At 61.1% G+C, this 26,118-nt stretch carries 30 protein-coding genes; 13 read left to right on the top strand and 17 right to left on the bottom strand.

Going from position 1 to position 26,118, the window contains the following annotated elements; all coding sequences use genetic code 11:
* Positions 1-43 precede the first annotated feature (43 nt).
* The 4 genes from mgtE (at position 44) to ASG47_RS00495 (ending at position 3,927) form a co-directional block, all read left to right on the top strand.
* On the top strand, positions 44-1,459 hold the full coding sequence (gene mgtE / locus ASG47_RS00510) for a magnesium transporter (RefSeq protein ID WP_061906793.1): 1,416 nt from the start codon (positions 44-46) through the stop codon (positions 1,457-1,459).
* 359 nt (positions 1,460-1,818) lie between these two features.
* Positions 1,819-2,496 carry a glutathione S-transferase family protein gene (locus ASG47_RS00505; RefSeq protein ID WP_061906792.1) on the top strand — a complete coding sequence of 226 codons (678 nt, stop codon included), beginning with the start codon at positions 1,819-1,821 and terminating at the stop codon, positions 2,494-2,496.
* A complete protein-coding gene (locus ASG47_RS00500; RefSeq protein ID WP_082511494.1) occupies positions 2,493-2,918 on the top strand; it encodes a DUF1489 family protein in 426 nt (141 codons plus the stop codon). Before ASG47_RS00505 ends, ASG47_RS00500 begins: the two co-directional genes overlap by 4 nt.
* A 103-nt stretch (positions 2,919-3,021) precedes the next feature.
* Positions 3,022-3,927, top strand: a complete 906-nt coding sequence (locus tag ASG47_RS00495; protein WP_061906791.1) for a division plane positioning ATPase MipZ — start codon at positions 3,022-3,024, stop codon at positions 3,925-3,927.
* Positions 3,928-3,943: 16 nt separating this feature from the next.
* On the opposite strand, the gene ASG47_RS00490 is transcribed toward ASG47_RS00495, so the two are convergent.
* Positions 3,944-4,363: a winged helix-turn-helix transcriptional regulator gene (locus ASG47_RS00490; RefSeq protein WP_061906790.1), complete on the bottom strand. Its 420-nt coding sequence runs from the start codon at positions 4,361-4,363 to the stop codon at positions 3,944-3,946.
* A gap of 68 nt (positions 4,364-4,431) precedes the next feature.
* Positions 4,432-5,004 carry a DJ-1/PfpI family protein gene (locus ASG47_RS00485; RefSeq protein ID WP_061906789.1) on the bottom strand — a complete coding sequence of 191 codons (573 nt, stop codon included), beginning with the start codon at positions 5,002-5,004 and terminating at the stop codon, positions 4,432-4,434.
* Between the two features lie 151 nt (positions 5,005-5,155).
* Here ASG47_RS00485 and ASG47_RS00480 point away from each other — a divergent pair, with 151 nt between their 5' ends.
* Entirely contained in the window at positions 5,156-6,343 is a 1,188-nt protein-coding gene (locus ASG47_RS00480; protein ID WP_061906788.1) for a D-alanyl-D-alanine carboxypeptidase family protein, read from the top strand.
* Here the strand turns inward: ASG47_RS00480 and ASG47_RS00475 are convergent.
* Together ASG47_RS00475 and ASG47_RS00470 are read right to left on the bottom strand one after the other, a co-directional pair.
* Positions 6,340-6,549, bottom strand: a complete 210-nt coding sequence (locus ASG47_RS00475) for a sulfurtransferase TusA family protein (protein WP_244487013.1) — start codon at positions 6,547-6,549, stop codon at positions 6,340-6,342. The genes ASG47_RS00480 and ASG47_RS00475 overlap by 4 nt on opposite strands.
* A gap of 7 nt (positions 6,550-6,556) precedes the next feature.
* On the bottom strand, positions 6,557-7,048 hold the full coding sequence (locus ASG47_RS00470) for a CAP domain-containing protein (RefSeq protein ID WP_061906786.1): 492 nt from the start codon (positions 7,046-7,048) through the stop codon (positions 6,557-6,559).
* 189 nt (positions 7,049-7,237) lie between these two features.
* On the opposite strand from ASG47_RS00470, the gene ASG47_RS00465 reads away from it, so the two are divergent.
* The gene (locus ASG47_RS00465) at positions 7,238-8,146 is read left to right on the top strand and encodes an SMP-30/gluconolactonase/LRE family protein (RefSeq protein ID WP_061906785.1); all 909 of its coding nucleotides are present in this window, start codon (positions 7,238-7,240) and stop codon (positions 8,144-8,146) included.
* 60 nt (positions 8,147-8,206) lie between these two features.
* Here the strand turns inward: ASG47_RS00465 and ASG47_RS00460 are convergent, their stop codons facing one another.
* Positions 8,207-8,695, bottom strand: coding sequence for a hypothetical protein (locus ASG47_RS00460; RefSeq protein WP_061906784.1), 489 nt, complete (start codon positions 8,693-8,695; stop codon positions 8,207-8,209).
* A gap of 180 nt (positions 8,696-8,875) precedes the next feature.
* Between ASG47_RS00460 and ASG47_RS00455 the strand changes: the two genes are divergently transcribed.
* The 4 genes from ASG47_RS00455 to ASG47_RS00440 all read left to right on the top strand — a co-directional run bounded on the left by ASG47_RS00455 (position 8,876) and on the right by ASG47_RS00440 (position 11,078).
* Positions 8,876-9,274: an NADH:ubiquinone oxidoreductase subunit NDUFA12 gene (locus ASG47_RS00455; protein ID WP_061906783.1), complete on the top strand. Its 399-nt coding sequence runs from the start codon at positions 8,876-8,878 to the stop codon at positions 9,272-9,274.
* Between the two features lie 7 nt (positions 9,275-9,281).
* Positions 9,282-9,698: a DUF2155 domain-containing protein gene (locus ASG47_RS00450; protein ID WP_061906782.1), complete on the top strand. Its 417-nt coding sequence runs from the start codon at positions 9,282-9,284 to the stop codon at positions 9,696-9,698.
* A 74-nt stretch (positions 9,699-9,772) separates the two neighbouring features.
* Positions 9,773-10,558: an SDR family NAD(P)-dependent oxidoreductase gene (locus ASG47_RS00445; protein ID WP_061906781.1), complete on the top strand. Its 786-nt coding sequence runs from the start codon at positions 9,773-9,775 to the stop codon at positions 10,556-10,558.
* Positions 10,559-10,580: 22 nt separating this feature from the next.
* Positions 10,581-11,078, top strand: coding sequence for a GyrI-like domain-containing protein (locus ASG47_RS00440; RefSeq protein WP_061906780.1), 498 nt, complete (start codon positions 10,581-10,583; stop codon positions 11,076-11,078).
* Between the two features lie 3 nt (positions 11,079-11,081).
* Here ASG47_RS00440 and ASG47_RS00435 read toward each other — a convergent pair whose 3' ends face one another.
* From ASG47_RS00435 to ASG47_RS00405, 7 genes are all read right to left on the bottom strand, one after another.
* A complete protein-coding gene (locus tag ASG47_RS00435) occupies positions 11,082-11,855 on the bottom strand; it encodes an APH(3') family aminoglycoside O-phosphotransferase (protein WP_082461255.1) in 774 nt (257 codons plus the stop codon).
* Positions 11,842-12,477, bottom strand: a complete 636-nt coding sequence (gene aat, locus ASG47_RS00430; RefSeq protein ID WP_061906779.1) for a leucyl/phenylalanyl-tRNA--protein transferase — start codon at positions 12,475-12,477, stop codon at positions 11,842-11,844. The genes ASG47_RS00435 and aat overlap by 14 nt, the downstream gene beginning before the upstream one ends.
* A complete protein-coding gene (locus ASG47_RS00425) occupies positions 12,461-12,892 on the bottom strand; it encodes a hypothetical protein (protein ID WP_061906778.1) in 432 nt (143 codons plus the stop codon). Before ASG47_RS00425 ends, aat begins: the two co-directional genes overlap by 17 nt.
* A gap of 6 nt (positions 12,893-12,898) precedes the next feature.
* Positions 12,899-14,245: an acetyl-CoA carboxylase biotin carboxylase subunit gene (gene accC, locus ASG47_RS00420; protein ID WP_061906777.1), complete on the bottom strand. Its 1,347-nt coding sequence runs from the start codon at positions 14,243-14,245 to the stop codon at positions 12,899-12,901.
* A 12-nt stretch (positions 14,246-14,257) separates the two neighbouring features.
* Complete coding sequence (accB, locus tag ASG47_RS00415) at positions 14,258-14,758, bottom strand: acetyl-CoA carboxylase biotin carboxyl carrier protein (protein WP_061906776.1); 501 nt, start codon at positions 14,756-14,758, stop codon at positions 14,258-14,260.
* 32 nt (positions 14,759-14,790) lie between these two features.
* Positions 14,791-15,228, bottom strand: a complete 438-nt coding sequence (gene aroQ, locus ASG47_RS00410; RefSeq protein WP_061906775.1) for a type II 3-dehydroquinate dehydratase — start codon at positions 15,226-15,228, stop codon at positions 14,791-14,793.
* Positions 15,229-15,352: 124 nt separating this feature from the next.
* Positions 15,353-16,216: a DsbA family protein gene (locus ASG47_RS00405; protein WP_061906774.1), complete on the bottom strand. Its 864-nt coding sequence runs from the start codon at positions 16,214-16,216 to the stop codon at positions 15,353-15,355.
* A gap of 154 nt (positions 16,217-16,370) precedes the next feature.
* Here ASG47_RS00405 and ASG47_RS00400 point away from each other — a divergent pair, with 154 nt between their 5' ends.
* The gene (locus tag ASG47_RS00400) at positions 16,371-17,525 is read left to right on the top strand and encodes a pyridoxal phosphate-dependent aminotransferase (RefSeq protein WP_061906773.1); all 1,155 of its coding nucleotides are present in this window, start codon (positions 16,371-16,373) and stop codon (positions 17,523-17,525) included.
* 24 nt (positions 17,526-17,549) lie between these two features.
* Here the strand turns inward: ASG47_RS00400 and ASG47_RS00395 are convergent, their stop codons facing one another.
* From ASG47_RS00395 to ASG47_RS20505, 4 genes are all read right to left on the bottom strand, one after another.
* Positions 17,550-17,921: a VOC family protein gene (locus ASG47_RS00395; RefSeq protein ID WP_061906772.1), complete on the bottom strand. Its 372-nt coding sequence runs from the start codon at positions 17,919-17,921 to the stop codon at positions 17,550-17,552.
* 70 nt (positions 17,922-17,991) lie between these two features.
* Positions 17,992-18,684 carry a helix-turn-helix transcriptional regulator gene (locus ASG47_RS00390; RefSeq protein WP_061906771.1) on the bottom strand — a complete coding sequence of 231 codons (693 nt, stop codon included), beginning with the start codon at positions 18,682-18,684 and terminating at the stop codon, positions 17,992-17,994.
* A 40-nt stretch (positions 18,685-18,724) separates the two neighbouring features.
* A complete protein-coding gene (locus tag ASG47_RS00385; RefSeq protein ID WP_061907250.1) occupies positions 18,725-21,430 on the bottom strand; it encodes an Rne/Rng family ribonuclease in 2,706 nt (901 codons plus the stop codon).
* A complete protein-coding gene (locus ASG47_RS20505) occupies positions 21,360-21,758 on the bottom strand; it encodes a hypothetical protein (protein ID WP_156463935.1) in 399 nt (132 codons plus the stop codon). Before ASG47_RS20505 ends, ASG47_RS00385 begins: the two co-directional genes overlap by 71 nt.
* Positions 21,759-22,000: 242 nt before the next feature.
* Between ASG47_RS20505 and ASG47_RS00380 the strand changes: the two genes are divergently transcribed.
* On the top strand, positions 22,001-23,272 hold the full coding sequence (locus ASG47_RS00380) for an N-acetylmuramoyl-L-alanine amidase (protein ID WP_082511492.1): 1,272 nt from the start codon (positions 22,001-22,003) through the stop codon (positions 23,270-23,272).
* Between the two features lie 98 nt (positions 23,273-23,370).
* Positions 23,371-25,842, top strand: a complete 2,472-nt coding sequence (locus ASG47_RS00375) for a penicillin-binding protein 1A (RefSeq protein WP_082461257.1) — start codon at positions 23,371-23,373, stop codon at positions 25,840-25,842.
* Positions 25,843-25,877: 35 nt separating this feature from the next.
* Here the strand turns inward: ASG47_RS00375 and ASG47_RS20500 are convergent, their stop codons facing one another.
* Entirely contained in the window at positions 25,878-26,078 is a 201-nt protein-coding gene (locus ASG47_RS20500) for a hypothetical protein (RefSeq protein WP_156352177.1), read from the bottom strand.
* Positions 26,079-26,118 lie beyond the last annotated feature (40 nt).

The raw sequence follows: 26,118 nt of genomic DNA, 5'->3' as shown, positions 1-26,118 counted from the left end.
GCTTGCCTTGCCCTGAAACACCCATCCGACGAAGGGGCTCCCAATGAGCAGCGACTTCGAGACAGACCTCGGCCCCACGCCCGAGATGGATACCAGCGCGTTTCGCGACGCTGAAGATCGCATCACGCCGCATTGGCTTGAGCGTCTCCGCGCGTCTCTCGCTGCCAAGCGATCTGAAGACGTCGCCCTCGTCATGGCGCCGCTGCACACATCCGACGTTGGCGACGTGCTCGAAGCGCTCGATCACGATGAGCGCGTGGCGCTCGTCCAGTTGCTCGGCGATCAGTTCGACTATTCCGCGCTCACCGAAGTCGACGAGAGCATCCGCCTCGAAGTCATGGAGGCGATCCCCAACTCTGAAATCGCCCGAGGCGTCGCCAATCTCGACAGCGACGACGCGGTGGCGATTCTTGAGGACCTCGACGAGGCCGACCAGAACGAAATTCTCTCGGCCCTGCCGACTTTCGAGCGCCTGAGCCTCAAGCGCAGCCTCGATTTTCCCGAAGACTCCGCCGGCCGGCGGATGCAGACCGAATTCATCGCCATCCCGCCCTTCTGGACGGTCGGCCAGATGATCGACTATCTTCGCGCCGATCGCGATCTGCCTGACGAATTCTACCAGATCTATGTCGTGGATGCGGCCTACAAGGTCCTCGGCACCTTACCGCTCGACCGCGTCCTGCGCTCGAAACGTGCGACGCAGATCGAATCGATCATGAACACAACCCTGGTCCTCGTCGATGCTGCCGACGATCAGGAAGAAGCGGCGCGCACCTTCGAGCGCTATGACTTGGTCGAAGTCGGCGTTGTCGATGAAAACCGCCGTCTCGTCGGCGTGCTCACCATCGATGACATGGTCGACGTCATCACCGAGGAGGCCGACGAAGACATCAAGCTCCTCGCCGGCGTCGGCGACGAAGACCTTTCCGATACGACGGTGGACACCGTCCGCAGCCGTGCCCCTTGGCTTGCAATCAATCTCGTCACCGCCGTTCTCGTCTCGCTGGTCATCGGCCTTTTCAACGGCACGATCGAGCATATGGTCGAATTGGCCATCCTCATGCCCATTGTCGCCTCCATGGGCGGCAATGCCGGCGCGCAGACAATGACGGTCACCGTGCGCGCCCTCGCCATGCGCGAACTGGCAGGCGGCCGTCTGCGCCGACTCATCCGCCGCGAAATGGTCGTCGGTTTTTTCAACGGCGTCATTTTCGCGATCATGATCGGGATCGTCACCTGGATCCGGTTTGGCAACGAGCAATTGGGTGCCGTCATCGCCGCCGCCATGGTCATCAACATGATCGTCGCGGGCACGGCAGGCATTTTAATTCCGCTGGCGCTCGAACGTCTCAAGGCCGATCCCGCAATCGCCTCTGCCGTTTTCGTCACGACAATCACCGATGTCGTTGGTTTCTTCGCCTTTTTGGGAATTGCCGGGCTCTGGTTCGGCCTCTTCTGAGCCTCTTACCGACCTGTGGACTGTTGCAGATAGATCACTTGCAAAGGTTTATGCGCACGGTTAACGCTCTATGACTGGTCATTTGGTCGAGATCAAATGGCTGGATTTGGAGGTCTGACAAGGAGCGGCGCATGCGCAGTCAACCGAAGACCCTGGCTTGGAATTCCGTAAGCTGGGCTCTGGTATGCCTCCTGTCTATGGGGCTCATTATCTCTGTGGTGGCCGGCGTCTGATGTGGAGGAGGAACACGTCCCCGATATCGGATCGGTGACAGGTTCCAGCGCTGGAAATCACCACTGAAAAGCTTTAGGGAAGGGCGCCTTGCCAGAGGCGCCCTTTTTCTTTCCCAGAGGTCCGTCATGAAGCTGCTCGTCGGAAATCGCAATTACTCCACCTGGTCGCTCCGGCCATGGCTCGTGCTGCGCCATTTCGATTTGCCCTTCGAGGACGAGGTCCTGATGCTTTCGGGCCCCCGCTGGCGCGAAACGCTCGCCGAGCGCTCGCCGACCGGTAAGGTACCAGTGCTGATCGACGGCGATCTGGCCTTGCCGGAAACCCTCGCCATCATCGAATATCTGGCTGACGCTTTCCCCGAAAAGCCGATCTGGCCGGCTGATCGGCGCGACCGCGCGCTAGCCCGCGCCGCCGCGTCCGAAATGCATGCGGGATTCTCGCAACTCCGCACCCATGCGCCGATGAACCTCCGCGCCTCGCACCCGGGCAAGGTCGATCTCGATTCGGTGCGCAAGGATCTCCATCGCGTCGAACAACTGTGGGGCGATCTCCTCGGCCGCTCCGGCGGCCCCTTCCTCTTCGGCGAGTTCACCGCCGCTGACGCCATGTTTGCGCCGCTCGCGACACGCCTCCGCACGTACGATCTGCCGGCGTCCGACACAGCCGCAAAGTATGTCGAAGCCATTTATGCGCTGCCAGCCTTTCAGGAATGGCGTGCACTGGCGCTCAAGGAGCCGTGGATCGTCGATGATGATGAGATCGACGTCATCCAGGGCCGCGTCGCGCCCGGAACGCTTGCATGATCCATATGGTCAAGCTCTGCGTGGGCATTTCCAGCTTCGAGGAGCTGGAAAGCTACCGCGACGAACGCGCCCATTGGTGGGGCGCGGATTACGGCGAGGATGTCCACGTCCACCGCACGCGCATGATGCCCAAGCGGGCTGCAGAATTGGAAGGCAAGGGCTCGATTTATTGGGTCATCGCCGGCGCCATCGTCTGTCGTCAGGTCATCGAGCGCCTCGCGCCCTATACCGATCCCGAGGGCAAGGACTACTGCGACATCATCATGTCGCCCAACCTCGTCCGCACCATTCCCTATCCGAAGCGGCCATTCCAGGGCTGGCGCTATCTCGAACCCAAGGATGCGCCACCCGACATGGCCGGCAATGACGACGAGAATTCTTCGGAGATTGCTGCAGAATTGGCACGCCTCGGGCTTTTGTGAACAGCTCCGGCCGCGCGTTAATCGTTTAAATATTGTTAATCTTGCGCCCTCTTGTGCATAAGGCCCGAAGCGGTGAGACTCCGCGCAGTGATTTGGGGGCAAGATGGTTCGGCAAGCGGCGCATGTCATCGTCGTTGGCAATGAAAAGGGCGGGTCGGGTAAGTCCACCACTGCCTTTCATCTCGCCATCTATCTACTCTATCAGGGCTACAAGGTCGCTTCGATCGACGTCGATAGCCGCCAGCAGACGCTAACTCATTACGTCCGCAATCGCCGCGATTGGGCCCGCCAGCGCGGCCTCAGCCTGCCGCACACCACGCATTTCCATCTGCCCTTGGCCCGCGGCGATTCCCTCAAGGAAAACAACCGCGTCGAGTTCGACCTCTTCCGTCAGGCTATTGCCGAGGTTGAGCAATCGACAGAATTTATCGTCATCGATACACCGGGCTTTGATACCAATTTGACACGCCTCGCGCATTCGCTGGCCGATACGCTGATCACCCCGGTCAACGATAGCCTGATCGATCTCAACGTCATGGCCCATGTCGATCCGGTGACGGGCGAGCCGCGCGAATTGAGCCATTATGCCCGTCTCGTCCAGCGCGCCCGCTCCGAGCGCCTCGCCATTGACGGACGCACCATCGATTGGGTCCTGGTCCGCAATCGCATTTCCATGCTGTCCTCGCGCAATATGCGCCAGGTTCAGACCATGCTCGATCGCATCGCCATGCGCTTGGGCTGCCGCGTGTCCGACGGCATCGCCGAGCGCGTGATTTTCCGCTCGCTCTTTCCGACTGGCATGACCGTGTTTGATCCGTTGGATGAGGAACTACTGGGCGGCGTGCCATCCATGTCGCACACCAGCGCGCGTCAGGAATATCGCCAGCTCGTTACCGCGCTGAACCTGCCGTTCAGCCGCCGTGCCGAAGCGCGCCGCGAAGTGCTCGAAGCTGCCCCGCGTGAAGGCGAAGCCAATCGCTTCGCCCATATGGCGCCAAGCGATCCCTGAAAAACGGGAAAGGGGCTTACTGCCCCCGGGAGTAGGCGATCTTGCGCGGCTCGCTAGCAGCGACTGTCATCTGGCGCTGGTCATAGATATCCCGCGCCTCGACGATTGAGACATGATGCTCTGCCGACCAGTCCCACAGGGCATTGATCGGCCCCTGCAGCGTCTTGCCCATTTCCGTGAGCGTATATTCCACGCGTGGCGGCACCTCGGGATAGATCGTGCGGCTTACAAGCCCATCGCGCTCAAGGTTTCGCAGGGTCAGCGTCAGCATGCGCTGCGAAACGCCATTGATCATGCGCTTGAGCTCGTTGAACCGTAGGGTGCCGTTCCGGCTCAGCATGCCAACGACCATGACGCTCCATTTGTCGCCGATGCGGCTCAGGACATCGGACATGGCCGAGCAATTGGCATGCTTGGATGTGTCTGTCAGGGACATGGTGCGCCTCGCGTCAATCTGGATACTCAGGCACAAATATAGTCACAGTTACTAGTTGTGACTAGCCCTCAAACCTTTGCGTGATGCTCGGCGCCGTAAAGCCCCAGATAAAAGTCCAGATCATTGTTGCGAAGGCCAAGGCTCTCGAACACCGCTCCCATGAAACTGACAGGTGCCGTCCCCGGTGCAGTCACTATTCTCCCGGCGAGAACAGCCTGCGGCTGATCCCTATAGTGAGCCACGCCTCTGTATCCCGTATCGGGCAGGCTCTCCGGTCCATTGGCGGTGTGGTCGATCTCGTCCAGAAGGCCAGCTCGCGCCAACGCGATGACACCATCGCAGATCCCGCCTACGGTTTTCCCTGCCGCTGCCGCGCTTTTCAGCACCGCACTCACATCGGGCGCCGCCGGCGTGCTCCAGATCGAACCGCCATTGACCAGGACGGCATCCACCGTCGAAACGTCGATATCGGCCACCGAAAGCTGTGGTGTGACGCGGAGCCCGCCTGACGACACAACCTCTTCGCCATTGGGCGAAGCAAAGAGTGTCTGGATGCCATAATAGCTGCGCGCTGCAGCGTTGAGCAGGGCAGTTTCCCAATCGGCATAGTTGGGGGTCAGAATGGTCACGATAGTCGTCATGGCGAAAATCCTCAAAACGGTTGCCCAAAAGCTTTGCCCGGCGCGCGACAGATGGCGTCAGTAGCCAGTTCACATGGACGTCAAACTTTGCCCCATTTCTTGAGGCCAAGAGGCGTCGCTGATAAAGACGACCCAATTCCTGAAGATTGCCATGAGATTCCCCGTGCTGTTGTTGCGCCGTTTTGCCATTGCCCTCGCCCTGAGCTTGCTGAGCCTAGTGCCCGCTTTGGCAAATCCGATGCTGCTCGTCGATCGTGACAATCTGAACGTGCTCTATGCAGAGCAGGCCGGCCAGCCCTGGCATCCCGCTTCCCTCACCAAGCTGATGACAGCCTACGTGGCTTTCGAAGAAATCGCCAAGGGCACCGTCACGCTCGATACGCCGGTGACTTTATCGAAATACGCTCTGACCATGGCTCCGAGCCGTTCGGGCCTCAAGGTCGGCACCTCGGTATCGCTCGAAGACGCGCTTTATATACTGATCGTCAAGTCGGCCAACGACATGGCTGTGGCCATCGCCGAAACTATCGGCGGAAACGAAGCCAATTTCGTCGCCAAGATGAACGACGTCGCGCGCCGCATGGGCCTGACAGCCACCCATTATGAAAACCCGCATGGTCTTCATGACCCGCTTCAGGTCACCAGCGCACGCGATTTGGCGGTGCTCGCGCTCTACATCGAGCAGAGCTTTCCCCAATACATGCCAATGTTCCACACCAGCGTCGTGCGGATCGGTAATCTCAAGCTCGAATCGCAGAACAATCTGCTGACGACCTTTTCCGGCGCCATCGGCATGAAGACCGGCTTTGTCTGCGCGTCCGGCCTTAACCTCGTGGCCGATGTCGATCGTAATGGCCGCCGCCTGCTTGCCGTCGTTCTCGGCGGCTCGTCGGGCCGCGACCGCAATGAGCGCGCTGCCGAACTCTTGCTCAAGGGCCTGTCGGGCTCGGCGACGCCAACCGGCCAGACCATTCTCAATGTCAGCAATGCGGTTGGCGCCGCGCCTATCGATATGCGCGCCAATATTTGCGGTAAGGACGCCGCCACCTATGTGAAAGCGCAGGAAGCCGCATTTCCAATGGGCATGAAGGGCCAGCCGAGCTATCTCACCGACCAGATCGCCGCCGTCGAACACGTCGCGACCGATCTTGGCCGCATGCGTACCGGCATCGCCCTGCCGCGTCCGCGTCCTGCGCACGTTCCGGCTTTCCCGAGCGCAGCTCTGGTCTCAGACACCACGACGCCAGCGTCGGCGCTCGACGCTAACCTGCGCCCGGGCCTCGAACTCGCCGGCAGTCCCGGCGTGCCCTATCCACGACCGCGCCCCGCGTCGCGCTAGGCTTTAGTGATCTCGAACCGCAGCGTGTCGCCTTCGCGGTGCAATAGGTATGCATGGCCGCGCTGGCGGCAATAGAGCGGAATATCGATCTCCGCCATCGGGTCGGTCGCGAGCACGGTCAGAACCGCGCCGCTCGCCAGGCTCTCGATACGCTTTTCGAGTTTCAAGACGGGCAGGGGGCATCTCACCCCCCTGGCGTCGATCAAGGCGTCTTCAGTTCGCAATCAGCAGAACCCAATGCACGCCATAGCTCGAGGCGGCGCTGTAGGCGACGCCGATGCCGGCCTTGCTACCGCGCGCTGCAAGACCCGCAGCATCCGCGGGGCTATTGCGCCAGCCCGAGAACGTATTGGCAAAGGTCGAATAGCCGGCGCTGAGCTTCATCACCGACATGCCCTGCGGCGTGGCCGGAGCCGTATTGGTCTGCGCATACTGATTGGCGAGCGCCTGGGCGGTGCCATCGAGGCTGGCATCAGCCACGAGCGCCGGCGCACCGACGGTCGCGCGATAGGAATTGATCAAGGCAATGGCCTGGGCCTTGTCGAGCCGCGCGCCGGGCTGGTCCATGCTGGCCGTCAGGCCTGACGAAAGGCCAGCAGGCGAGCTGGCGCCGCCGCCCATGCCCATCATCGAACAACCGGCAATGGCCATCGTCGCGGCAACGGCGGATCCAAGGGCGAGGAGGCGGATAGGGGTGATCTTCATGAGTATCCTTTGAAAGGCTAGGGCGCCGTTTGCGGCCAAAGTCTCACGGCAAGCCTGATGCGAGGTTAACCGAAGGCTGCCGGGATTGCCGCAATTGAGCCTCCCCACTAAGGTCGCCTTGCCCTCATGGGGCAAGTTTGCGGCAGGGTCGGGGCAATGCCCTTCCTCCGCCGAAGGAGGAGGAAATAGGTGTCCGCACCAGTTCATGACATTATCGATCCGCGCTTCAGCGATCTTATCATCGGCAGCGCCCAGCTCGAGCGCCTCTATTCCGGCTGCCGTTGGGCCGAAGGCCCCGTCTGGTTCAGGGATAGCGACTATCTCATCTGGAGCGACATCCCCAATCGGCGCATGATGCGCTACTTGCCTGATGGCACGGTCGGAGTGTACCGCGCAGATTCCAATTTTTCGAACGGCAACACCCGTGACCGCCAGGGCCGCCTCGTCTCCTGCGAGCATGGCCTCCGCCGCGTCACCCGCACCGAGTACGATGGCACCATCACCGTCCTCGCCGATCGCTTCGAGGGCAAGCGCCTCAATTCTCCCAACGATGTCGTCGTCCATTCCGATGGCAGCGTCTGGTTCACCGACCCGACCTACGGCATTCTCACCGATTACGAAGGGTTTCGCGCCGAACCCGAACAGGCAACCCACAATGTCTACCGCCTGGACCCATCAACCGGCGAGCTGACCGCAGTCGCGACCGACTTCCTGCAGCCCAACGGCCTCGCCTTTTCCCCCGACGAAAAGCGCCTCTACGTCGCCGATTCCGGTTCGAGCCATAAGCCCGGTGCCCCGCGCCATATCCGCGCCTTCGATGTTGCCAACGGCACGCTCGGCAATGGACGCGAATTCTGCAATCTAGAATTCGGCGTTCCAGACGGCATGCGCGTCGATACCCAGGGCAATGTCTGGACCAGCGGTGGTCCCGCCGTCCATTGCTATACACCCGATGGAACTTTACTCGGGCGCCTCAATATCCCTGAGGGCGTTGCCAATCTCACCTTTGGTGGGCCAAGAGGCAATCGCCTCTTCATCACCGCCACGACGTCGCTCTACGCCATCTATCTCGGCATCAGCGGCATTCAGCCCCACTGAAAAAGCTCGGGGAGCGGTGTTGCCACCACTCCCCGCTCATCCTGTCCCGGATAAGAATTCTTAGTGCAAGCCGTTCACCGGCGCCTCGCTCTCGTCAGCATCGTCGTCAAGGATTTCATCCTCTTCGTCGTCGTCGAGAGCTGCAGCTTCCAGATCCTCTTCCGATTCTCCAGACAGTTCGGTCAAAGCGTCAACATCGTCCGGCGAAAGCACGTGGGAGTGATCGGCGGGATCATCGAGCAGCACATTGTCCATGCTGGCATTGTCTTCAGCGGTTTCATTGTCGGCGCTCAATTCCTCGATGGCGCGATCGATTTCATCGAGCATCGCCGCCGGGTCCTGATCGCCCCAATCGCCGCTTTCCCGGATCGTCGCGTCGTCACGCAGATCGCGCAGGCGGGCCAATCGGTCCTCGACCGACAGATCGCCGCCATAAAGCAGGTCTTCGATTTCGCTCTGGCTATAGGGCTGCGCGATATTGGTCTGGTCGGGAATATCGTAATTGGTCTCGTTCGGGCTCAGAATGCCGCTATTGTGGTTCGGTGCCATTGCTCGTCTCCCGTGAAAGGTTCGATGCGATGCTAACGCCACGGAGCGCTCCCGGTTCGACGGGCCCTGCAATTCGTGATCACCAGAGATGCCGGCAATTTGCGTCGCTTGGGTCTAGGCTCTCCGGTGCGAGCATGATAAACCGCTCGACAAATCGTTCCTGTTGAGCGGAATCGTCTCGTGGCCAAGTCTGATACCAAGAAGTTCCTCACTGAAATCTTCGCCTGGTGGAGCGGCCAGACGTGGGGAACCCGACTCTGGATCAAGCGCTTTGGCAATTTCGTCGGCACCGACGAATTCGGCAACCGCTATTATCAGGACAAGAAGGCAAACCGCCGCTACGTCACCTATGCCGGTTATGCCGATGCCTCCGCCATCCCGCCCGGCTGGCACGGCTGGATGCATCACCGCACCGACGTCGTGCCCGCAAGCGCCGACTACAAGCCGCGTGAATGGGAAAAGCCGCATCAGGCCAATCTCACCGGCACGGCCGAAGCCTACCGCCCAGATGGTAGCTTGCTTAACAAGGGCGAACGACCGCGCGTCACTGGCGATTATCAAGCCTGGTCGCCCGAATAAGGCGCCCATGCGCCTGTCCCATCTTTTTCGTAGTCTGATTGCCGTGGCTCTTGCCGCGGCAATTGGTGTTACACCGGTTGTCGCCCAGCCGCTGGCCAATCCAGTCGCGACCTTGGCCGGTCTCGATAAAATCACTGGCCGCATTACGCGCTTCGACGTCTATATCGGCGAAACGGTGCTTTTCGGTGCGCTCGAAATCACTCCGCGCGCCTGCTATGACCGCCCGGCCAATGACACGCTGCAGCGCACCTCCGCTTTCCTCGAGGTCGACCAGCGCTCGCTCGACGGCACGGCCAAACGCATCTTTACCGGCTGGATGTTTGCCGATAGCCCCGCGCTCAATGCCGTGGACCATCCCGTCTACGACGTCTGGCTCATCGAGTGCAAAACCGGCACCAACGTCCCGCCGCCCGACCAGCGATAATTTTATTTCGCTAGCGTGTTTAAGCACGGCGATGCCATTCGTCGTCGTGCTGAAGCATGCTGCGGAGGGAAACGATGCTGCTCAGGGGAAAGACCGCCATTGTCTATGGCGGCAGCGGCGCGGTGGGTGGAGCCGTCGCCAAGGCATTTGTGCGCGAGGGCGCCACAGTCCATCTGGTCGCCCGCAATCGAGATCGGCTTGAAACAGCAGCCGAAGCACTGCGCGCCAGCGGCGGCCAAGTCTATATCGACACGGCCGATGCCTTCGATCGTTCTTCGGTAGAGGCCCAACTCAAAAATGCCGAGGCCATCAGCGGCCCGATCAATATCGTCTTCAGCGCCATCGATTGGGGCGACGCTCAAGGCACCAATCTGACCGACATCGATTTTGACCGCTTCATCATGCCGGTCGAGCGTGGCCTAAAATCCTGGCTCAATATCGGCGCCGTCGTGGCGCGTCACATGAGCGAAAATGGCGGTGGCGTCATTCTCGGGATCACCGCCAATGCAGGACGCGAGGCTTATAACCAGATGGGCGGCTTTGGCATAGCCTGCGCCGCGGTCGAACATTATCTCCGCCATCTTGCCGTCGAGAATGGTCCCAAGGGCGTGCGCTGTTGTTGGGTGCGGTCGCCCGGCTCGCCCGATACGCCCGGCATTCGCGAAGCCTGGACCATCCACGCCAATGAGCGCGGCATGACCTTCGACGAAATCCACGCCGAATTTGCGAAAGACACGCCGCTGCGCCGAATGGCGTCCCTTGCCCAAGTCGCCGATGCAGCCGTGCTGCTCGCCAGCGATCTGGCTTCCAGCATGACCGCCACGATGGCCAATGCCACGGGCGGCGGCCAGGTCGATTGATCACACCAGAGGAGGACGAACTATGCTGACCCTGCCCAAAAATGAAGTGCGCAAGCCGCAGGCCTATATCTATGTGCCGTTCACCGTAACCATGAGCCAGATGCAGAAACCGGCCCAAGAAGGCTTTCCGCAGCTCTTCAACTATATCGGTAAGCATGGCCTGACCCTGGGCAGCCCTGCTTTCTACAATTATCGCCGCATCGATATGGCGTCGACGCTCGATGTGGAAGCGGGCATTGCCGTCGGATCGGCTGGCCCTGACGAGGGCAATGTGCGCAACGGCACACTGCCCGGCGGCAATTTCCTCGGTCTGAGCTGGGTCGGCCATCCGGACAAGCTCGAAACGGTCACCGGCATGCTCATCGGCTGGGCGCGCCTCACCCAGCAGGATTTCGATATGGAAGAACGTCCCGACGGTGACCACTTCGCCTGCCGGCTCGAAATCTACGAGAGCGACCCGGAAGAAGTGCCTGACATGGAAGAATGGGTGACCAACCTGTCCTTCAAACTGAAGGACTAATCCTCAAAAAAGCTCGTCGAGCGCGCAGTAAAACCTGTAGCGCTCGGCGTCGAATTGCACCCCATAGGCGTCGAGAAAGGCATGGACCATATCCATGCCGCCATTGAATTCGAGGCTCCAGCAGGCCAGCGCCAGATCCTGCCAACGATCCGCCACCCCGAGCCGCGCACAATCGACGACGCCGCTGAACCGTCGCTCATGGGCAAGGAAATTCGGCAAGGACGCATCACCATGCGTCACGACCCGATCGGTCTCCGCTGGCCGGTTCGCCTGCAGCCAGTCATAGACCTGCTGGGCCGTCCAACCTTCATGCCGATCATCGAAATCAGTCTCGTCCACCCGCCCCGCCAGCATGTTGGCCTCGCCATCACGGAGCCGTTGATCGATCGAATGATCGAAGGGACATTGCGCTGGATCAAGCGCATGCAGCCGCTTCAATCCGTCCGCAAGCACTTGAATCAAAACCTGAGGTTGACCCACCAGGTGCGTCAAATCCCTGCCTTTTACCTCGGTCATCAAGAGCCAGTTGAACGCGTCTGCCGTTACCTCGTCGACAATGCGCGGCGCCGGAAAACCCATCTCAGCCAGATAGTCGAGCCGCAGCAGTTCCTGGCTAAGTTCGCTGAGTTCATGCGCCGCCTCGGCCTTAAGGAAAAGCGCCGTCTCGCCCATCGGAATTCGCCAAACCGACGCGCCGGATTTGCCGATCGTTACTGTTTGCCAGTCTCGCCCAGCCAGCGATTTGAATTGCAGCGGCAGCCTCTCACGCGGATCCATCAAGCGCTCCCCAGTTGCCTTCGGATGAGAGCGCCAGCGCCAGCCGGTCCTCATACTCCGCTCGCGAAATCTCGATCCCACCCAGCGACGCCAGATGCGGCGTGATGAACTGCGTATCGAGCAGTTCAAAGCCGCCTGCATTCAGCCGCTCGACCAGATGCGCCATCGCCATCTTGCTTGCATCGGTCCTGCGGTGAAACATCGATTCGCCAAAGAAGGCCGCGCCGATCGCCAGCCCATAAAGCCCGCCGACCAGTTCCTCTCCGTCCCAGACCTCGACTGTATGCGCCACACCGCGCCGAAACAGTTCGCCATAAACCGCGCGGATTGTCCCGTTGATCCAGGTTGTCGAGCGATCCTCCCCCTCCGTCGCGCAGCCCTCGATAATGCCTTCCCAGTCGGTATCGACGCGAATATCCCACCTCGATTGCCGCATGGCCTTCCGCAGGCTCTTGGAGGCATGAAAGCCATCGAGCGGCATGATCCCGCGCCATTCCGGACTAACCCAGAAGACATCCTCGTCGGCCGCATCTTCCGACATCGGAAATATGCCGGCGCTGTAGGCGCGGACGATCAGCTCCGGCGTCACCTCGATATCGAACGGGTCAACCTTGCGCGCCAAATTCGCCTCCCCACACCAAGTGGTCGTCTTCTGGCTTCGCGCCCAATAGCCGCCACTGCTCGCCGGAATGATCCGCGCGAGGCCAAACCGTGAGCTTGAAAGCACCTATCTCGATCTCGATGACGCCATGGGTCATGACGACACTATCGACAACCATCCCCTCGACCGGCGCCAGAGCGCCCGGTACCAAGGCGCCTTCGAAGTCAGCAATCACTTGCCCGGCCTGCTCGACTTGCCAGCAACATTGCACATGCAGCGCATGCGAGCCGACAAAGATTGTCGCACCCTTGCGCGGCCCATAACCGATGATTTTGGAGTGCAGCGGCCCGAAATCGAACATGGCCATATCGGCGGCAAAAGCCACGCGATTGAAAGTGAGGCCCGCAAGCGCCTCGATGGCGGGTGCGGGCCCCATGTGTCGTCAGACCTTGTTTTCGGCCAGGAATTTCTCGAGCCAGTGGATGTCATAGTTGCCGGCGATGATGTCCGGTTGCTTGATCAGCCTCTGGAAGAGGGGCAGGGTGGTCTTGACCCCATCCACCACGAATTCGTCGATCGCCCGGCTCAGCCGCTTGAGGCATTCCTCGCGCGTCCGGCCATAAACGATCAGTTTGCCGATCAGCGAGTCGTAATAGGGCGGGATCTTGTAGCCCTGATAGACAGCCGAATCGACGCGTACACCGACGCCGCCCGCTGGGTGATAGAAGGTGATCGTGCCCGGTGATGGCGCAAAGGTCTGCGGATCTTCCGCATTGATGCGCACTTCGATGGCATGGCCATAAAAGCTCACCTGATCCTGCGTCATCGACAGCGCTTCGCCCGATGCGACACGGATCTGCTCATAGACGATGTCGATGCCGGTGATGCGCTCGGTTACGGGATGCTCCACCTGCAGGCGCGTGTTCATCTCGATGAAATAGAACTCGCCGTTTTCGTAGAGGAACTCGATCGTGCCGGCGCCGGAATATTTGAGCTTCCGCATGGCGGCAGCACAGACTTCGCCGATCTGGTCGCGCTCTGCCGGAGCGATCGTCGGGCCACCGGCTTCTTCCCAGACTTTCTGGTGACGGCGCTGCAGCGAGCAGTCGCGCACACCAAGATGCACGGCGTTGCCCTGGCCATCGCCAAGCACCTGCACTTCGATGTGGCGCGGCTTGCCGAGGTACTTTTCCATATAAACGGAATCATTGCCGAAAGCCGCCTTGGCTTCCGAACGCGCGGTCGACCAGGCGACAAGCACATCCGCTTCCGTCTGCGCCACCTTCATGCCGCGACCACCGCCACCGGCAGTTGCCTTGATCAAGACGGGATAGCCGATCGACTTGGCCGTCGAGAGCGCGTCGGCTTCGGTTTCAACTGCACCAGCCGAACCGGGAACCACGGGAATGCCAAGCTCCACAGCGGTTTTCTTCGCCGTGATCTTGTCGCCCATGATTTCGATATGGTGCGCCGATGGACCGATGAAGGTCACATTGTGCTCGCCGAGAATCTTGGCGAAGCGGGCGTTTTCCGAAAGAAAACCATAGCCGGGATGGACGGCATCCGCGCCCGTGATCTCGCATGCGGCGAGGATCGACGGGATATTGAGGTAGCTGTCTTTGGCCGCATTGGGGCCGATGCAGACGCTCTCGTCGGCAAGGCGCACATGCATGGCATTGGCGTCTGCCGTCGAGTGCACCGCAACGGTCTGGATGCCCAGTTCCTTGCAGGCACGCAGGATGCGCAGGGCGATTTCGCCGCGATTGGCGATCAGGACTTTCTGAAACATCGAAAGGCCTCCTTACTCGATGACGACGAGCGGCTCGCCATATTCAACCGGCTGGGCATCGTCCACGAGAATGCGGGTGACAGTGCCCGAGCGATGCGCCGGAATCTGGTTCATGGTCTTCATCGCTTCGATGATGAGAACCGTCTGGCCTTCAGATACCTTGGTGCCGACATCGACGAACATCGGCTTGCCCGGCTCTGGCGAACGGTAGGCAGTGCCAACCATGGGCGACGTCAGCGTGCCAGGATTGGACGTCAGGTCTTCCTTGGTCGCTGCGGCGGCCGGAACAGCCGAAGCGCCGGCAGCGGCCGGGGCGGCGGGAGCAGGCGCAGCCGGCGGCGCGAAATATTGCGGGGCAGGCGCATAGGCCGGAGCTTCGACCGGGTAAGAGCGTGTTACGCGGACCCTGAAACCCTCTTCGTGCTCGATTTCGATCTCGGCAAGGTTTTCCTTGTTGAGAAGTTCGGCGATGGCGCGGATCAGGTCCTGATCCACCTGCGATGACTTGGTCATTCTTGTCGGTCTCCCGGCTTCGCGGCGAAGCGTTATTTCAGTTTCTGAGCCATGGCTTCCAGGGCCAATCTATACCCTAGCGTGCCAAAGCCGCAAATGACGCCAAAGGCGACTGCCGACACATAGGAATGGTGTCGGAAGGCCTCGCGCTGATGAATATTGCTGATGTGAACCTCCGCAACCGGCAGCGCCACGGCCTTGAGGGCGTCGTAGATTGCCACCGAAGTGTGCGAATAGGCGCCGGGATTGATCAGGATGCCATCGGCTGTGCCGAGCGCTTCCTGGATCCAGGTGACCAGTTCGCCTTCGTGATTGGATTGGCGGAAGTCGATGGCAAGGTCGAAATCGTTTCCGGCGGCCCGGCAAAGGGCCTCGACATCTGCCAGGGTCTGCGCGCCGTAGATTGCCGGTTCGCGCTTGCCGAGCATGTTGAGGTTCGGGCCGTTGAGGACGAGAACGTGCTTTGCCATGATCTCTAGCGTTGTGCACCGGCTGTTTCCGGTGGTGCAAGGCCGGTTACACGAAATGCACCGAAAAGGCGAGCCTTCCCGGTGCGTTGAGGGCAACTATCGAAAGAGTCGGGCGATATAAGGGCTAACTACAAGCCGTCTCGCCGCAAGCGCGCATATTGGCGATGCGGGTGCGCAGATCATCCACCCCGATCGCACCGGGAATGATCTCATTGCCGATGATATAGGTCGGCGTCCCCGTAATCCCGAGCGATTGCGCGATCTGGTACGAAGTCTGGATGGTCTTGGCCACCCGATCCTCACCCATCTGCAGTTCAAGATTGACCGGGCTCAGGCCCAGGTCGGCCGCCGCCGCGAGCGCCACCGACTTATCCACCTTGCCGCGGCTCGAAAACAGTGCCTCGTGGAACGTCCAATAATCGACATCCGACTCGCCGACGAGCACGCCGATCCGCGCAGCATCGATCGACTCGTTGGAAAGGATCGGGAATTCCTTGAGAATGACCTTGAGGCCAGAATCTTCCGCCAGCAGCGTCGCGAGATCGGGCAGGGCAGCACGGCAATAGCCGCAATTGTAGTCGAAAAATTCGACCAGCGTGACATCGCCATTGGGATTGCCCAGGACGACCTGACCGGGGCCATTGAAGATCGAATCATGCATCTCAGCGATCGCCGTGCGCGCCTTGGTCTCGCCCTCGGCCTTGAGCGTATCGTCCAGCGCCACCGAAAGCCGCTGCAACAGCTTGGGATCGCTCATCAAATAGCTCTCGATCATCGGGTTCAGCACGGCCGGATCGATCGCCGCCGTTTCCTGCGCGGGCGCCGTCACCTCTGGTGCTGCCGCCTGGCGCTCGTCAAGAACCTTTTCAACGATGGCGCGAACCGCGACGGTATCTGTGGCCGGCGCCGGACGATTGAGCTGCGAATAGCCCAGCGCACCTGCAAGAATGCCGGCCACAGCCGCCAAGACGATAGACAGACGGTTCATCTGATCCCCAACGCTTTGAATTCACTTGCGGCCTTCTAGCAGACCGCGCGCCACACTGGCACGGAACAATTGCTGCCGTCTGAAGCGCAGTTTCAATTGTTGTTGAGTTGCACCACGCTTGCCGCTAGTCCCGTGTCAAACAAGGACACTGCCGATGACCGCCCCCAGCACCGACGGCCTGATGCCATTTCTCGCCATGGACATCTTCAACCGCGCCAAGGTTCTGGAAGGGCAGGGCCGCACCATCTGCCATCTTGAATTGGGCGAGCCCGGCCAGCCGCCCGCGCCAAAAGTCCTCGAAGCCGTCGCCCGCGCGCTCCCCAATCCGCAGGGCTATACCAGCGCCAAGGGCCTTCCTGCTCTACGCGAAGAACTCGCGCGTTACTATGAGCGCCAGCACAACGTCGCCGTGAGCCCGGATTTGATTCTGGCGACAATGGGTTCGTCGGCTGGCTTCATCCTCGCCTTTCACACCGCCTTCCGCCCGGGCGCCCGCATCGCCATCACCCGTCCAGGCTATCCCGCCTATATCAATACCATTATCGGCCTCGGCTTCCAGGTCGCCGAAATCCCGGTTTCAGCTGCCAATAACTGGCACCTCACAGGCGCCCAGATCGACGCCGCCTACAACAAGATGCCCTTCGACGGCCTGCTCTTTGCCAGTCCCGCCAACCCCACCGGCTCCGCCGTCGATCGCGCCGGCCTCGTCGACATCATCGATACCTGCAAGCGGCTGGACATCACCTTCATCTCGGACGAAATTTACCACGGCCTCGATTATCGCGGCCCATCAGTGTCGGCGCTCGAACTGACGCGCGATGCCATCGTCATCAATAGCTTCTCGAAATATTATTGCATGACCGGCTGGCGCATCGGCTGGATGGTCCTGCCCGAAAGCCTCGTCCGCCGCGCCGAAGTTTTGCAGCAAAACCTCTTCATCTCTGCGCCAACCCTCAGCCAGATCGCCGCCACTGCCGCTCTCGGCGAACGCGACTATTCCGAAGAGCAAAAAGCCATCTACGCCGAAAACCGCCGCATCCTCACCAAGGGGCTCCAAGACCTTGGCTTCGATCTCCCCGCCGCCGCAGACGGCGCCTTTTACGCCTATGCCGGAATATCGAAGTTTTCCAACGACTCACTGGCCTTTTGTGAATCACTCCTCGAACAAGCCGGCATCGCCTCCACCCCCGGCGTCGACTTCGACCGCACCAGCGGCCGAGGCTACATCCGCTTCAGCTACGCCGGCACCAGCCAAACCGTCGAACTTGCCCTAGAGCGCTTGGACAAATTCTTGAAGGCCGGCGCGTAAGCGCCAGCCTTAAGTCTAGATCCGTCACCGCGGATTGGCCACTGGCGTAAACACCCGCAGACGATGCTCGTCGGGATCGGCCACCACGAACGTATAGCCAAAATCCATCCGCGTCGGTTGTTGCAAGACCTCGGCCTTGCCGGACCAATCGGAAAATGTCGCATCGACTGCAGCGTCATTCTCCTCGCTAAATGTCACTTCGACCCCGCCCGCTGCACGTGGCGCCGGCTCGATCTCCTCCGCGATCCAAAGCCCGAGCTTGATCCCGTTGGGCAGCACATAAAGTAGGAAGGTGGGAGACGCCTCGACCGGTTCGATCCCGAGCAGGGGCGTATAGAAAGCGCGGCTGCCAGCGATATCCGCGACGGCAAGAAGAATGTAATTGAGAGTTCGCATCGGTAAGCTCCTTTTCGATGAGCTCACCCTAGCGCCAGGGACTGTCAGTTTCCGGCAGTGCCTCGCTCGCTCACCGGGGCAAAATCCCTTCGCGCTCCCGCCACGCCTTCAGCATCACGGCGCGTCGTCTGGGATAGCGAACGTCCGTGGGCGTCAGCGCCGTGATCCGGTCGATGCGGAAACTGCGAAAGTCTTCGCGCAATTCGCACCAGCCGACCACGACCCGCACCGCCTCGAAAAAGCCGATCATGAACGGCCAGATCGTCCGCTCCGATACAGCGCCCTCCGCCCCGCGATAACCGATCACAAGCTTTCGCTCGTTGCGAATGGCCAGCCGGATCACCCCGGCATCGATCTGATCCTCCGCCTGCCTCGCCGTCTGGGCGACAAGCAGATTTGTCGCCTCGGCGCTCTCGCGCAATTCGCTAGGCAGTACGGCCAATATCTTGCTCAGCGCCTGTTCGGCCGATCGACTCAGCCTCTCATCCGCCGATCGCCTCGCCACCCAGCGCGAGCCAAGCACGATCGCCTCGATTTCGTCGGCCGAAAACATCAGCGGCGGTAGCGTAAATCCCGGCCGCAGCACATAGCCCAACCCCGGCTCGCCCTGAATGTCAGCGCCCTGCGCCTGCAGCGTCGCGATATCCCGGTAAAGCGTGCGAATGGAAATCTTGAGTTCCTGCGCGAGCTCAGGGCCCGTCACAGGCACGCGCTTGTTGCGCAACAATTGCAGGAGATCGAGCAGGCGTTCGGATCGCGACATGATGGAAAAAGGGCGGCCCGAAAGCCGCCCTCCTCAAATCCTAGCCGAGACCCAGCCGGCGTTGCCACCAGCCGACTTTTTTCTTCTTGTCCGGCTCGCCTTCACTTTCGGCCTCTGCCGCTTCCGGCGTGTTAGCGCTCGAGGAAACCACGACGCCCTCAGGCGGCAGTTCCTTCTTCTGGCGCTTCGGCCGGGTTTCTGTGACTTCAGCAACCGTCTCGGTCACCGGTGCTTCGGCCTCAGCCACGGCAGCGGCTGGCGCCTCGACCGCAGCAGGCGCCTCAGCGGCAACCGCTTCTTCTGCAACCGGCTCAGCCTTCTTGCGGGTCCGCGGCTTGCGCTTCGGCTTTTCCGCGGCTTCCTCGGCAACAGAGGCGGGTGCTTCTGCAGCCACTTCTACCGGTGCTTCGGCATCGGTCGCCTTGGCCTTGCGGGTGCGCGGTTTGCGCTTCGGCTTTTCGGCGGGTGCTTCTTCCGCAGCAGGTGCCACGGCTTCCACTGCAGCGATAGCCTCTTCCGCGCTGGCTTCTGCCGGTATGTCCTGCGCCAGCACCGTTTCGGCGATCTCGGCCTGCTCGGCTTCGCTCGTCAGCACGGAAGCCAGAACTTCCCCGCTATCGGCGCCATCGGTCGTGCCTTCGCCATCGCGACGGTTGCGACGGCCACCACGGCGGCCGCGGCGGCGGCGGCGACGCGGTTCGCCATCGGCGTCTAGGGCATTAGCGTCATCGCCACCTTCGCCTTCGCCGGCGTCTTCTTCCGAAGTCTCGGCATCGGCTTCAACGGCTTCGACTTCGCGGGCCTGCTGCGGCGGGCGTTCTTCGCCTCGCTCGCCATTGCCACCACGGCGGCGGCGACGACGGCGGCGACGGCCGTTGCCTTCACCCTCGCCATTGTCCTGGCGGGCTTCGACGGCTTCTTCTTCGTCCTCGGTCTCTTCTTCCTCGACCTCGACGACGTCGTCCGCCTCGTCGATCACGGCGCTATCGACACGCACATGGCTCGCGACGCGCTGATCTACATAAGAGGAAACGCGATTTTCGCCCTTTTCGATCGAGAACTGATGGCCGGTCAGCTTGCTGTCGGCTGTGATCGTGATCGAAAGCGAATTGCGGGCTTCGAGCGCCGTCAGCGTGTCGCGCTTGAAGTTGAGGATATAGAGCGCCACGTCCGTCGGCACGCGCACATTGATCGACTGGCCCTGCTTGCGCAGCACGTGGTCTTCGATGTGACGCATGATCATGAGCGCCAGGCTTTCCGTCGAGCGCACGAGACCGGTGCCGTCGCAGATCGGGCACTTGTGCGTCGAGCTTTCGACAACGCCGAAGCGGATGCGCTGGCGGCTCATTTCCATCAGGCCGAAGTGCGAAATCCGGCCCACCTGGATGCGCGCGCGGTCGTCCTTCAATGCGTCCTTGAGCTTGCGCTCGACCGCACGGTTGGAGCGGTTCTCCATCATGTCGATGAAGTCGATGACGATCAGGCCGGCAAGGTCGCGCAGGCGCAACTGGCGCGCCACTTCGTCTGCCGCTTCCAAATTGGTCTGGAGCGCGGTGTCCTCGATATTGTGCTCCTTGGTGGAGCGGCCCGAATTGACGTCGATCGAGACCAGCGCTTCGGTCGGGTTGATGACGATATAGCCGCCCGAGGGCAGGGTGACCGTCGGCGAGAACATCGAATCGAGCTGCGCTTCGATGCCATATTTCGAGAACAGCGGCTGATCATCCTTGTAGAGCACGACATTCTTGGCGTGGCTCGGCATGATCATGCGCATGAAGTCTTTGGCTTCGCGGAAGGCGTCATCGCCCGCCACGAACACTTCGTCGATGTCCTTGTTATAGAGATCGCGAATGGTCCGCTTGATCAGCGAGCCTTCCTCGTAAACGAGGCAAGGCGCCTGGCTCTGCAGCGTCAGCGTGCGCACGCTTTCCCAGAGGCGCATCAGATATTCGAAATCGCGCTTCACTTCGGCCTTGGTGCGTGTCGCGCCTGCGGTTCGCAGGATGACGCCCATGCCCTGTGGCACTTCGAGGTCCGAGGTGATTTCCTTGAGGCGCTTGCGATCGGCCGCATTGGTAATCTTGCGCGAAATGCCACCACCGCGCGCAGTGTTCGGCATCAAAACGGAATAGCGACCGGCGAGCGAAAGGTAGGTCGTCAGAGCTGCGCCCTTATTGCCGCGCTCTTCCTTGACCACCTGCACCAGCATCACCTGGCGGCGCTTGATCACTTCCTGGATTTTATACTGATGGCGACGCTGCTGGCTGCGCTGCCGACGCTCCGGCACTTCCTCGAGCGCATCGGCGCCACCGATCGATTCCACTGGCTCGCTATTAGCCGGTGCCTGTTCGATATGGCTTTCTTCTTCGCCATCGTGGTGCTCGGCCTCAGCCTCGGCCTCCGGTGCAGCTTCTGCAACGGGCGCGGCCTCTTCAGATTCGTCGTGGCTCTCGTCGTCGTGCTCTTCTTCAGCGAGCAGAGCTTCGCGATCGGCGACCGGGATCTGATAATAGTCGGGGTGGATTTCGCTGAAGGCGAGGAACCCATGGCGATTGCCGCCATACTCGACAAAAGCTGCCTGCAGGGACGGTTCGACGCGCGTCACCTTGGCGAGGTAGATATTGCCCCGCAATTGGCGGCGGGTCGCCGATTCAAAGTCGAATTCCTCGAGCCGATTACCGGCTGTAACGACGATCCGTGTTTCTTCCGGGTGGATGGCATCCACCAGCATTCTCTTGGTTGCCATAAAAAACTCCGCGCACCCGCGCGCCAAAAGCAGGCAGCCGGCGAACCAGATAACCAGGCTCGGCGCGTTGCGGGGCGAATGTGTTGAAAACAATCGGGCGCGAACCTCTCACGTTCTGCGCACCGGCAAATTCGGTCATGGCCGGGAGAAAGGGCGAAGCAAAACGGCAATCGTCTTTTTCGATCGCGTCGCGCTTTGTCCGCCTGCGGGCCATATGACCTCTTCCTATTGGGCAGTGAACCTGAAAACGGTCCGCCACCGTCCGATCCCATAGGAATCGAAATTCGTCATCGAAGGCGCTGAAAATCGCCGCTTTCAAACCGGTCATGTGCTTGTGTGGCACAAAGAGCCGGACGGGTTCCGCAGCGGCGCGACAAGACCTCCAAGGGTCGGTCGCTGGCGCTCGCGAAATACCTGCGCCTTCATCTAAGCGTGTAGGGGGCTTGCGCCAGATTAGCAACAGGAAACTCTAAAAGTGAGGATTATTGGGACTTTTCCGAGCGCCAGTTCTTTGCCTCTACTGCCAAATCATCGCATAAGCCGAACTTGCCGTAGAATCGCCCGAAGCGCATGAAACACGGCGTATCGATACGTGTGGGGCTCAGTCTGATTTTGATTTTAAGCGTCATCCGTTCGCTGCTTTTCGGCTTTCTTGCTGTCCTCGGCACCGTATTGCCGGCTTTGGCACAAGATGCTGCCGCCCCCATCGGCCTGCCCAATGTCATCGATGCCCGCATCACCTTGGGCGAAGACCGCGCGCGCCTTGTCATCGATCTTGCCGCCAAGACCGAATTCTCCTTCGTCTCCCTCACCGAGCCGGACCGCCTCGCGATCGATGTGCGCGCCGGGACCTTCTCCGTCCCAGAGCCAACCGGTGAGCCCACCGATACGACGATCATTTCGTCCTATGCGGTCGAACAGGCCGCCCCCGACCGCGTCCGCACTACGCTCTTTCTCGCAGGGCCCGCTCAGGTGCAGCAGGCCTATGTGCTTGACCCCTTCGAAGACCAGCCCGCGCGCCTCGTCGTTGATATCATCCCCGCCGATGCCGCAACCTTCGCCGCCAATGTCGAAAAGGACCGCGCCGCTTCGGCTGCCGTCGAGACCGCGGCGCAATCGACCCCCGCCGGTGGCTCCGAACTCCCCGTCGCCACCAAGCCCCTCGTCGTCATCGACCCCGGCCATGGCGGCATCGATAGCGGCGCAGAAGCCGCCAACGGCATCAAGGAAAAGGACATCGTTCTCGCCTTTTCCAAAAAGCTCCAGCAATTGCTCATCGCCTCGGGCCGCTTCGATGTCGCCCTGACGCGCGAGGACGATACCTATCTCCGCCTCGAAGAGCGCGTCGAACTGGCGCGCGCCAATAAGGCCGATATCTTTATCTCCATCCACGCCGATAGTTTTCAGCAGCCCGAAATCCGCGGCGCCAGCGTCTATACGCGCGATGAAAATGCCACCGACGTGCTCGATAAGGTTCTCGCCGATAACGAGAACAAGTCCGACGTCATCGCCGGCTTCGCCATGCCGCAAATGGCGCCCGAGGTTGTCGATATCCTCCTCGATCTCATGCGGCGCGAAATGCGCGTCCAGTCTTATGTGGCAGCTCAGGCCATTGTGCATCAGCTCGAGCCCAGCGTCGCCCTCCGCCGCTTCCCGGTGCGTCAGGCCGATTTCTTCGTACTCCAGGCACCCGACGTTCCGTCGGTCCTTATCGAACTCGGTTTTCTTTCCAATCTCGATGACATCACCAATTTGACCCAGTCCGATTGGCAGGACCGCACGTCCGAGGCCATCGCCCGCGGCATCTCAACTTATTTTGACAGCGTCGGACCGGAGCAGTGAGCGACGGGATTCTTCGACGCTACAGCTTCTGCTATTGTTTTTTGCCGATGTGAATCGGGGCAGGGCGCCCCGTATTCGCGTCGTGAGGTATTTGATGCATGTTTAGACTACTCGGCTGGCTCTTCGGCTTCGGCATGTTCCTGGCGCTCGGCGGCGTTGCCGCAGCCGCGGTCTATCTCGCCACCGTCTCCGCGCAGCTTCCCGATTATACCGTCCTCAAGGACTACCAGCCGCCGGTCACGACGCGCGTCCACGCCGCCGATGGCACCCTGCTTGCCGAATATGCCCGCGAACGCCGTCTGTTCCAGCCGATCGAGACTGTCCCGCCGCTGCTCGTCCACGCCTTCCTCTCGGCTGAAGACAAAGACTTCTATTCCCACAACGGCATAGCCATCGACGGCATCGTCCGCGCCATCCGCGACAATATCCTGGCGCGCGCCGAGGGCAATAATTCCATCCAGGGCGGTGGCTCCAGCATCACCCAGCAGGTGGCGAAGAACTTCCTGCTCACCTCTGAGCAGACCTGGGATCGAAAGATCCAGGAAGCGATCCTCGCCATTCGCATCGAGTCGACCTTCTCCAAGGACAAGATCCTCGAGCTCTACCTCAACGAAATCTTCCTCGGCCTCAATTCCTATGGCGTTGCCGCCGCCGCGCTCAACTATTTCGACAAAGCGCTTTACCAGCTCAATCTCAGCGAAGCCGCCTACATCGCCGCGCTCCCCAAAGGCCCGAACAATTATCACCCCTTCCGCCGCCCGCAGGCCGCCATCGAGCGCCGCAACTGGGTCATCGATCGCATGGTCGAAAATGGCTATGCAACGCCCGAGGAAGCCGAAGCGGCCAAGGCTGAGCCGCTCAACGTCATTCCCCGCGCCGCCGGCAGCCAGGTCTATGCCGCTGAATATTTCACCGAAGACGTGCGCCGCGAACTGGCCAAACTCTATGGCGAAGACCAGCTCTATGGCGGCGGCCTCTCTGTCCGCACCACTCTTGAGCCACGCTTGCAGGAATATGCCCGCCGCGCCCTGATGGACGGGCTCATCCAATATGACCACACCCGCGGCTTCCGCGGCCCGGTCGCCAGCATCGAGCTCGGCGAAGATTGGGGCCTCGATGTTGCCAAGGTAAAGCCGCTCAGCGACGTGCCCGAATGGCAGCTCGCCGTCGTCCTCGAAGTCGGCGGCAATCAGGCCCGCATCGGCCTCCGCCCGGAAAACGACGTCGATGGTGCCGTCACCCCGGCTCGCGTCGAGGGCACATTGGCCGGCCCCGATATCCGCTGGGTTTCCAAACCCGTGCAGGACATCCTCAAGGTCGGCGACGTCATCTATGTCTCGCAGGTCGCGGGCAAGGAAGGCGCCTATACCCTTGAACAGGTCCCCGAAGTCGAAGGCTCGCTCGTCGCCATGGATCCGCGCACCGGTCGCGTCCTTGCCATGGTCGGCGGCTTCTCCTTTGCCGAATCCCAGTTCAATCGCGCGACGCAAGCGCTCCGTCAGCCCGGCTCGTCCTTCAAGCCCATCGTCTATGCCGCCGCGCTCGACAATGGCTATACGCCCGCCTCGGTCATCCTCGACGCGCCCGTCGAAATCCGCAATGGCGACGGCTCCATCTGGCGTCCCGAAAACTATGCCCAGGAATTCTACGGCCCCCAGACCCTCCGCCGTGGTATCGAGCGCAGCCGAAACGTCATGACCGTGCGCCTCGCGCGCGACATCGGCATGCCGCTCATCGCCGATTACGCCCGCATGTTCGGCATCTATGACGATATGCAGCCCGTGCTCGCTATGTCCTTGGGCGCCGGCGAAACCACCAATATGCGCATGACCTCGGCCTATGCAACCATCGCCAATGGTGGCCGCAAGATCGTCCCAACGCTTATCGACCGCATCCAGGATCGCTACGGGCACACCGTCTACCGCCACGACGAACGCGTCTGCGAGGGCTGCACCGCCACCGATTGGCACAATCAGGGCGAGCCGCGCATCCTCGACAATCGCGATCAGGTCCTGGATCCGATGACGGCCTACCAGATCACCTCGATGATGGAAGGCGTCGTCCAGCGCGGCACCGGCACCGCCGCCCGCGCCCTCAATCGTCCCGTCGCCGGCAAGACTGGCACGACCAACGACTACAAGGACGCCTGGTTCGTCGGCTTCACCCCCGAACTCGCCGTCGGCATCTATATCGGCTACGACCAGCCACGCTCGATGGGCAATTCCTCGACCGGTGGCGGCATGGCCGTGCCGATCTTCACCAATTTCATGGCCAAGGCCATGCAGGGTAAGCCGCCCACGCCATTCAACGTCCCGGCTGGCATGACCACGGCATGGATCAATCCGAGCACCGGCGTACAAGCTTACGAGGGCCAATCTGCCATCGAAGAAGCCTTCAAGCCCGGCACTGGCCCCAATCTGATGACCTCTGTTATCGGCGTCGATGTGCAGGGCTATGATGCCGCCGCCCGCCAAATGCAGATGCAGCAGCAATATGGCGGCGGCTACACCACCCAGCCGAGCGGCAATGGCCAGTATCTCGATCCGAGCCTGAGCGCCCCGGGATACTGACCACTCCTCATTCCCGTAAAAGCCGGAACCCCAACCTAAAGCGCTGGCTCGTGGTCCGGAAACGGCGCTCGTTCCGGCGGTAAATCAGGGCCCGGCTCCGGATTGTCGAAAGGCTCATCGGGGTCCGGCGCGGGAATATCGCTATCGGGATCTGGCAGTTCTGTCGGGTTGGAAATGGGCGGTACCGGCCCGGGATCGGGCAGGGTAGGGCTTGGCTCGAGCGGCGGAAAAGACATCGCATCCTCCATTGACGAAGATGCAACCGCCCTGGACAGC

Source organism: Devosia sp. Leaf420 (assembly GCF_001425445.1).
GTDB lineage: Bacteria > Pseudomonadota > Alphaproteobacteria > Rhizobiales > Devosiaceae > Devosia.
The sequence above is the reverse complement of the archived record's forward strand: the minus strand, read 5'-3'. Positions and strand labels throughout refer to the sequence as shown.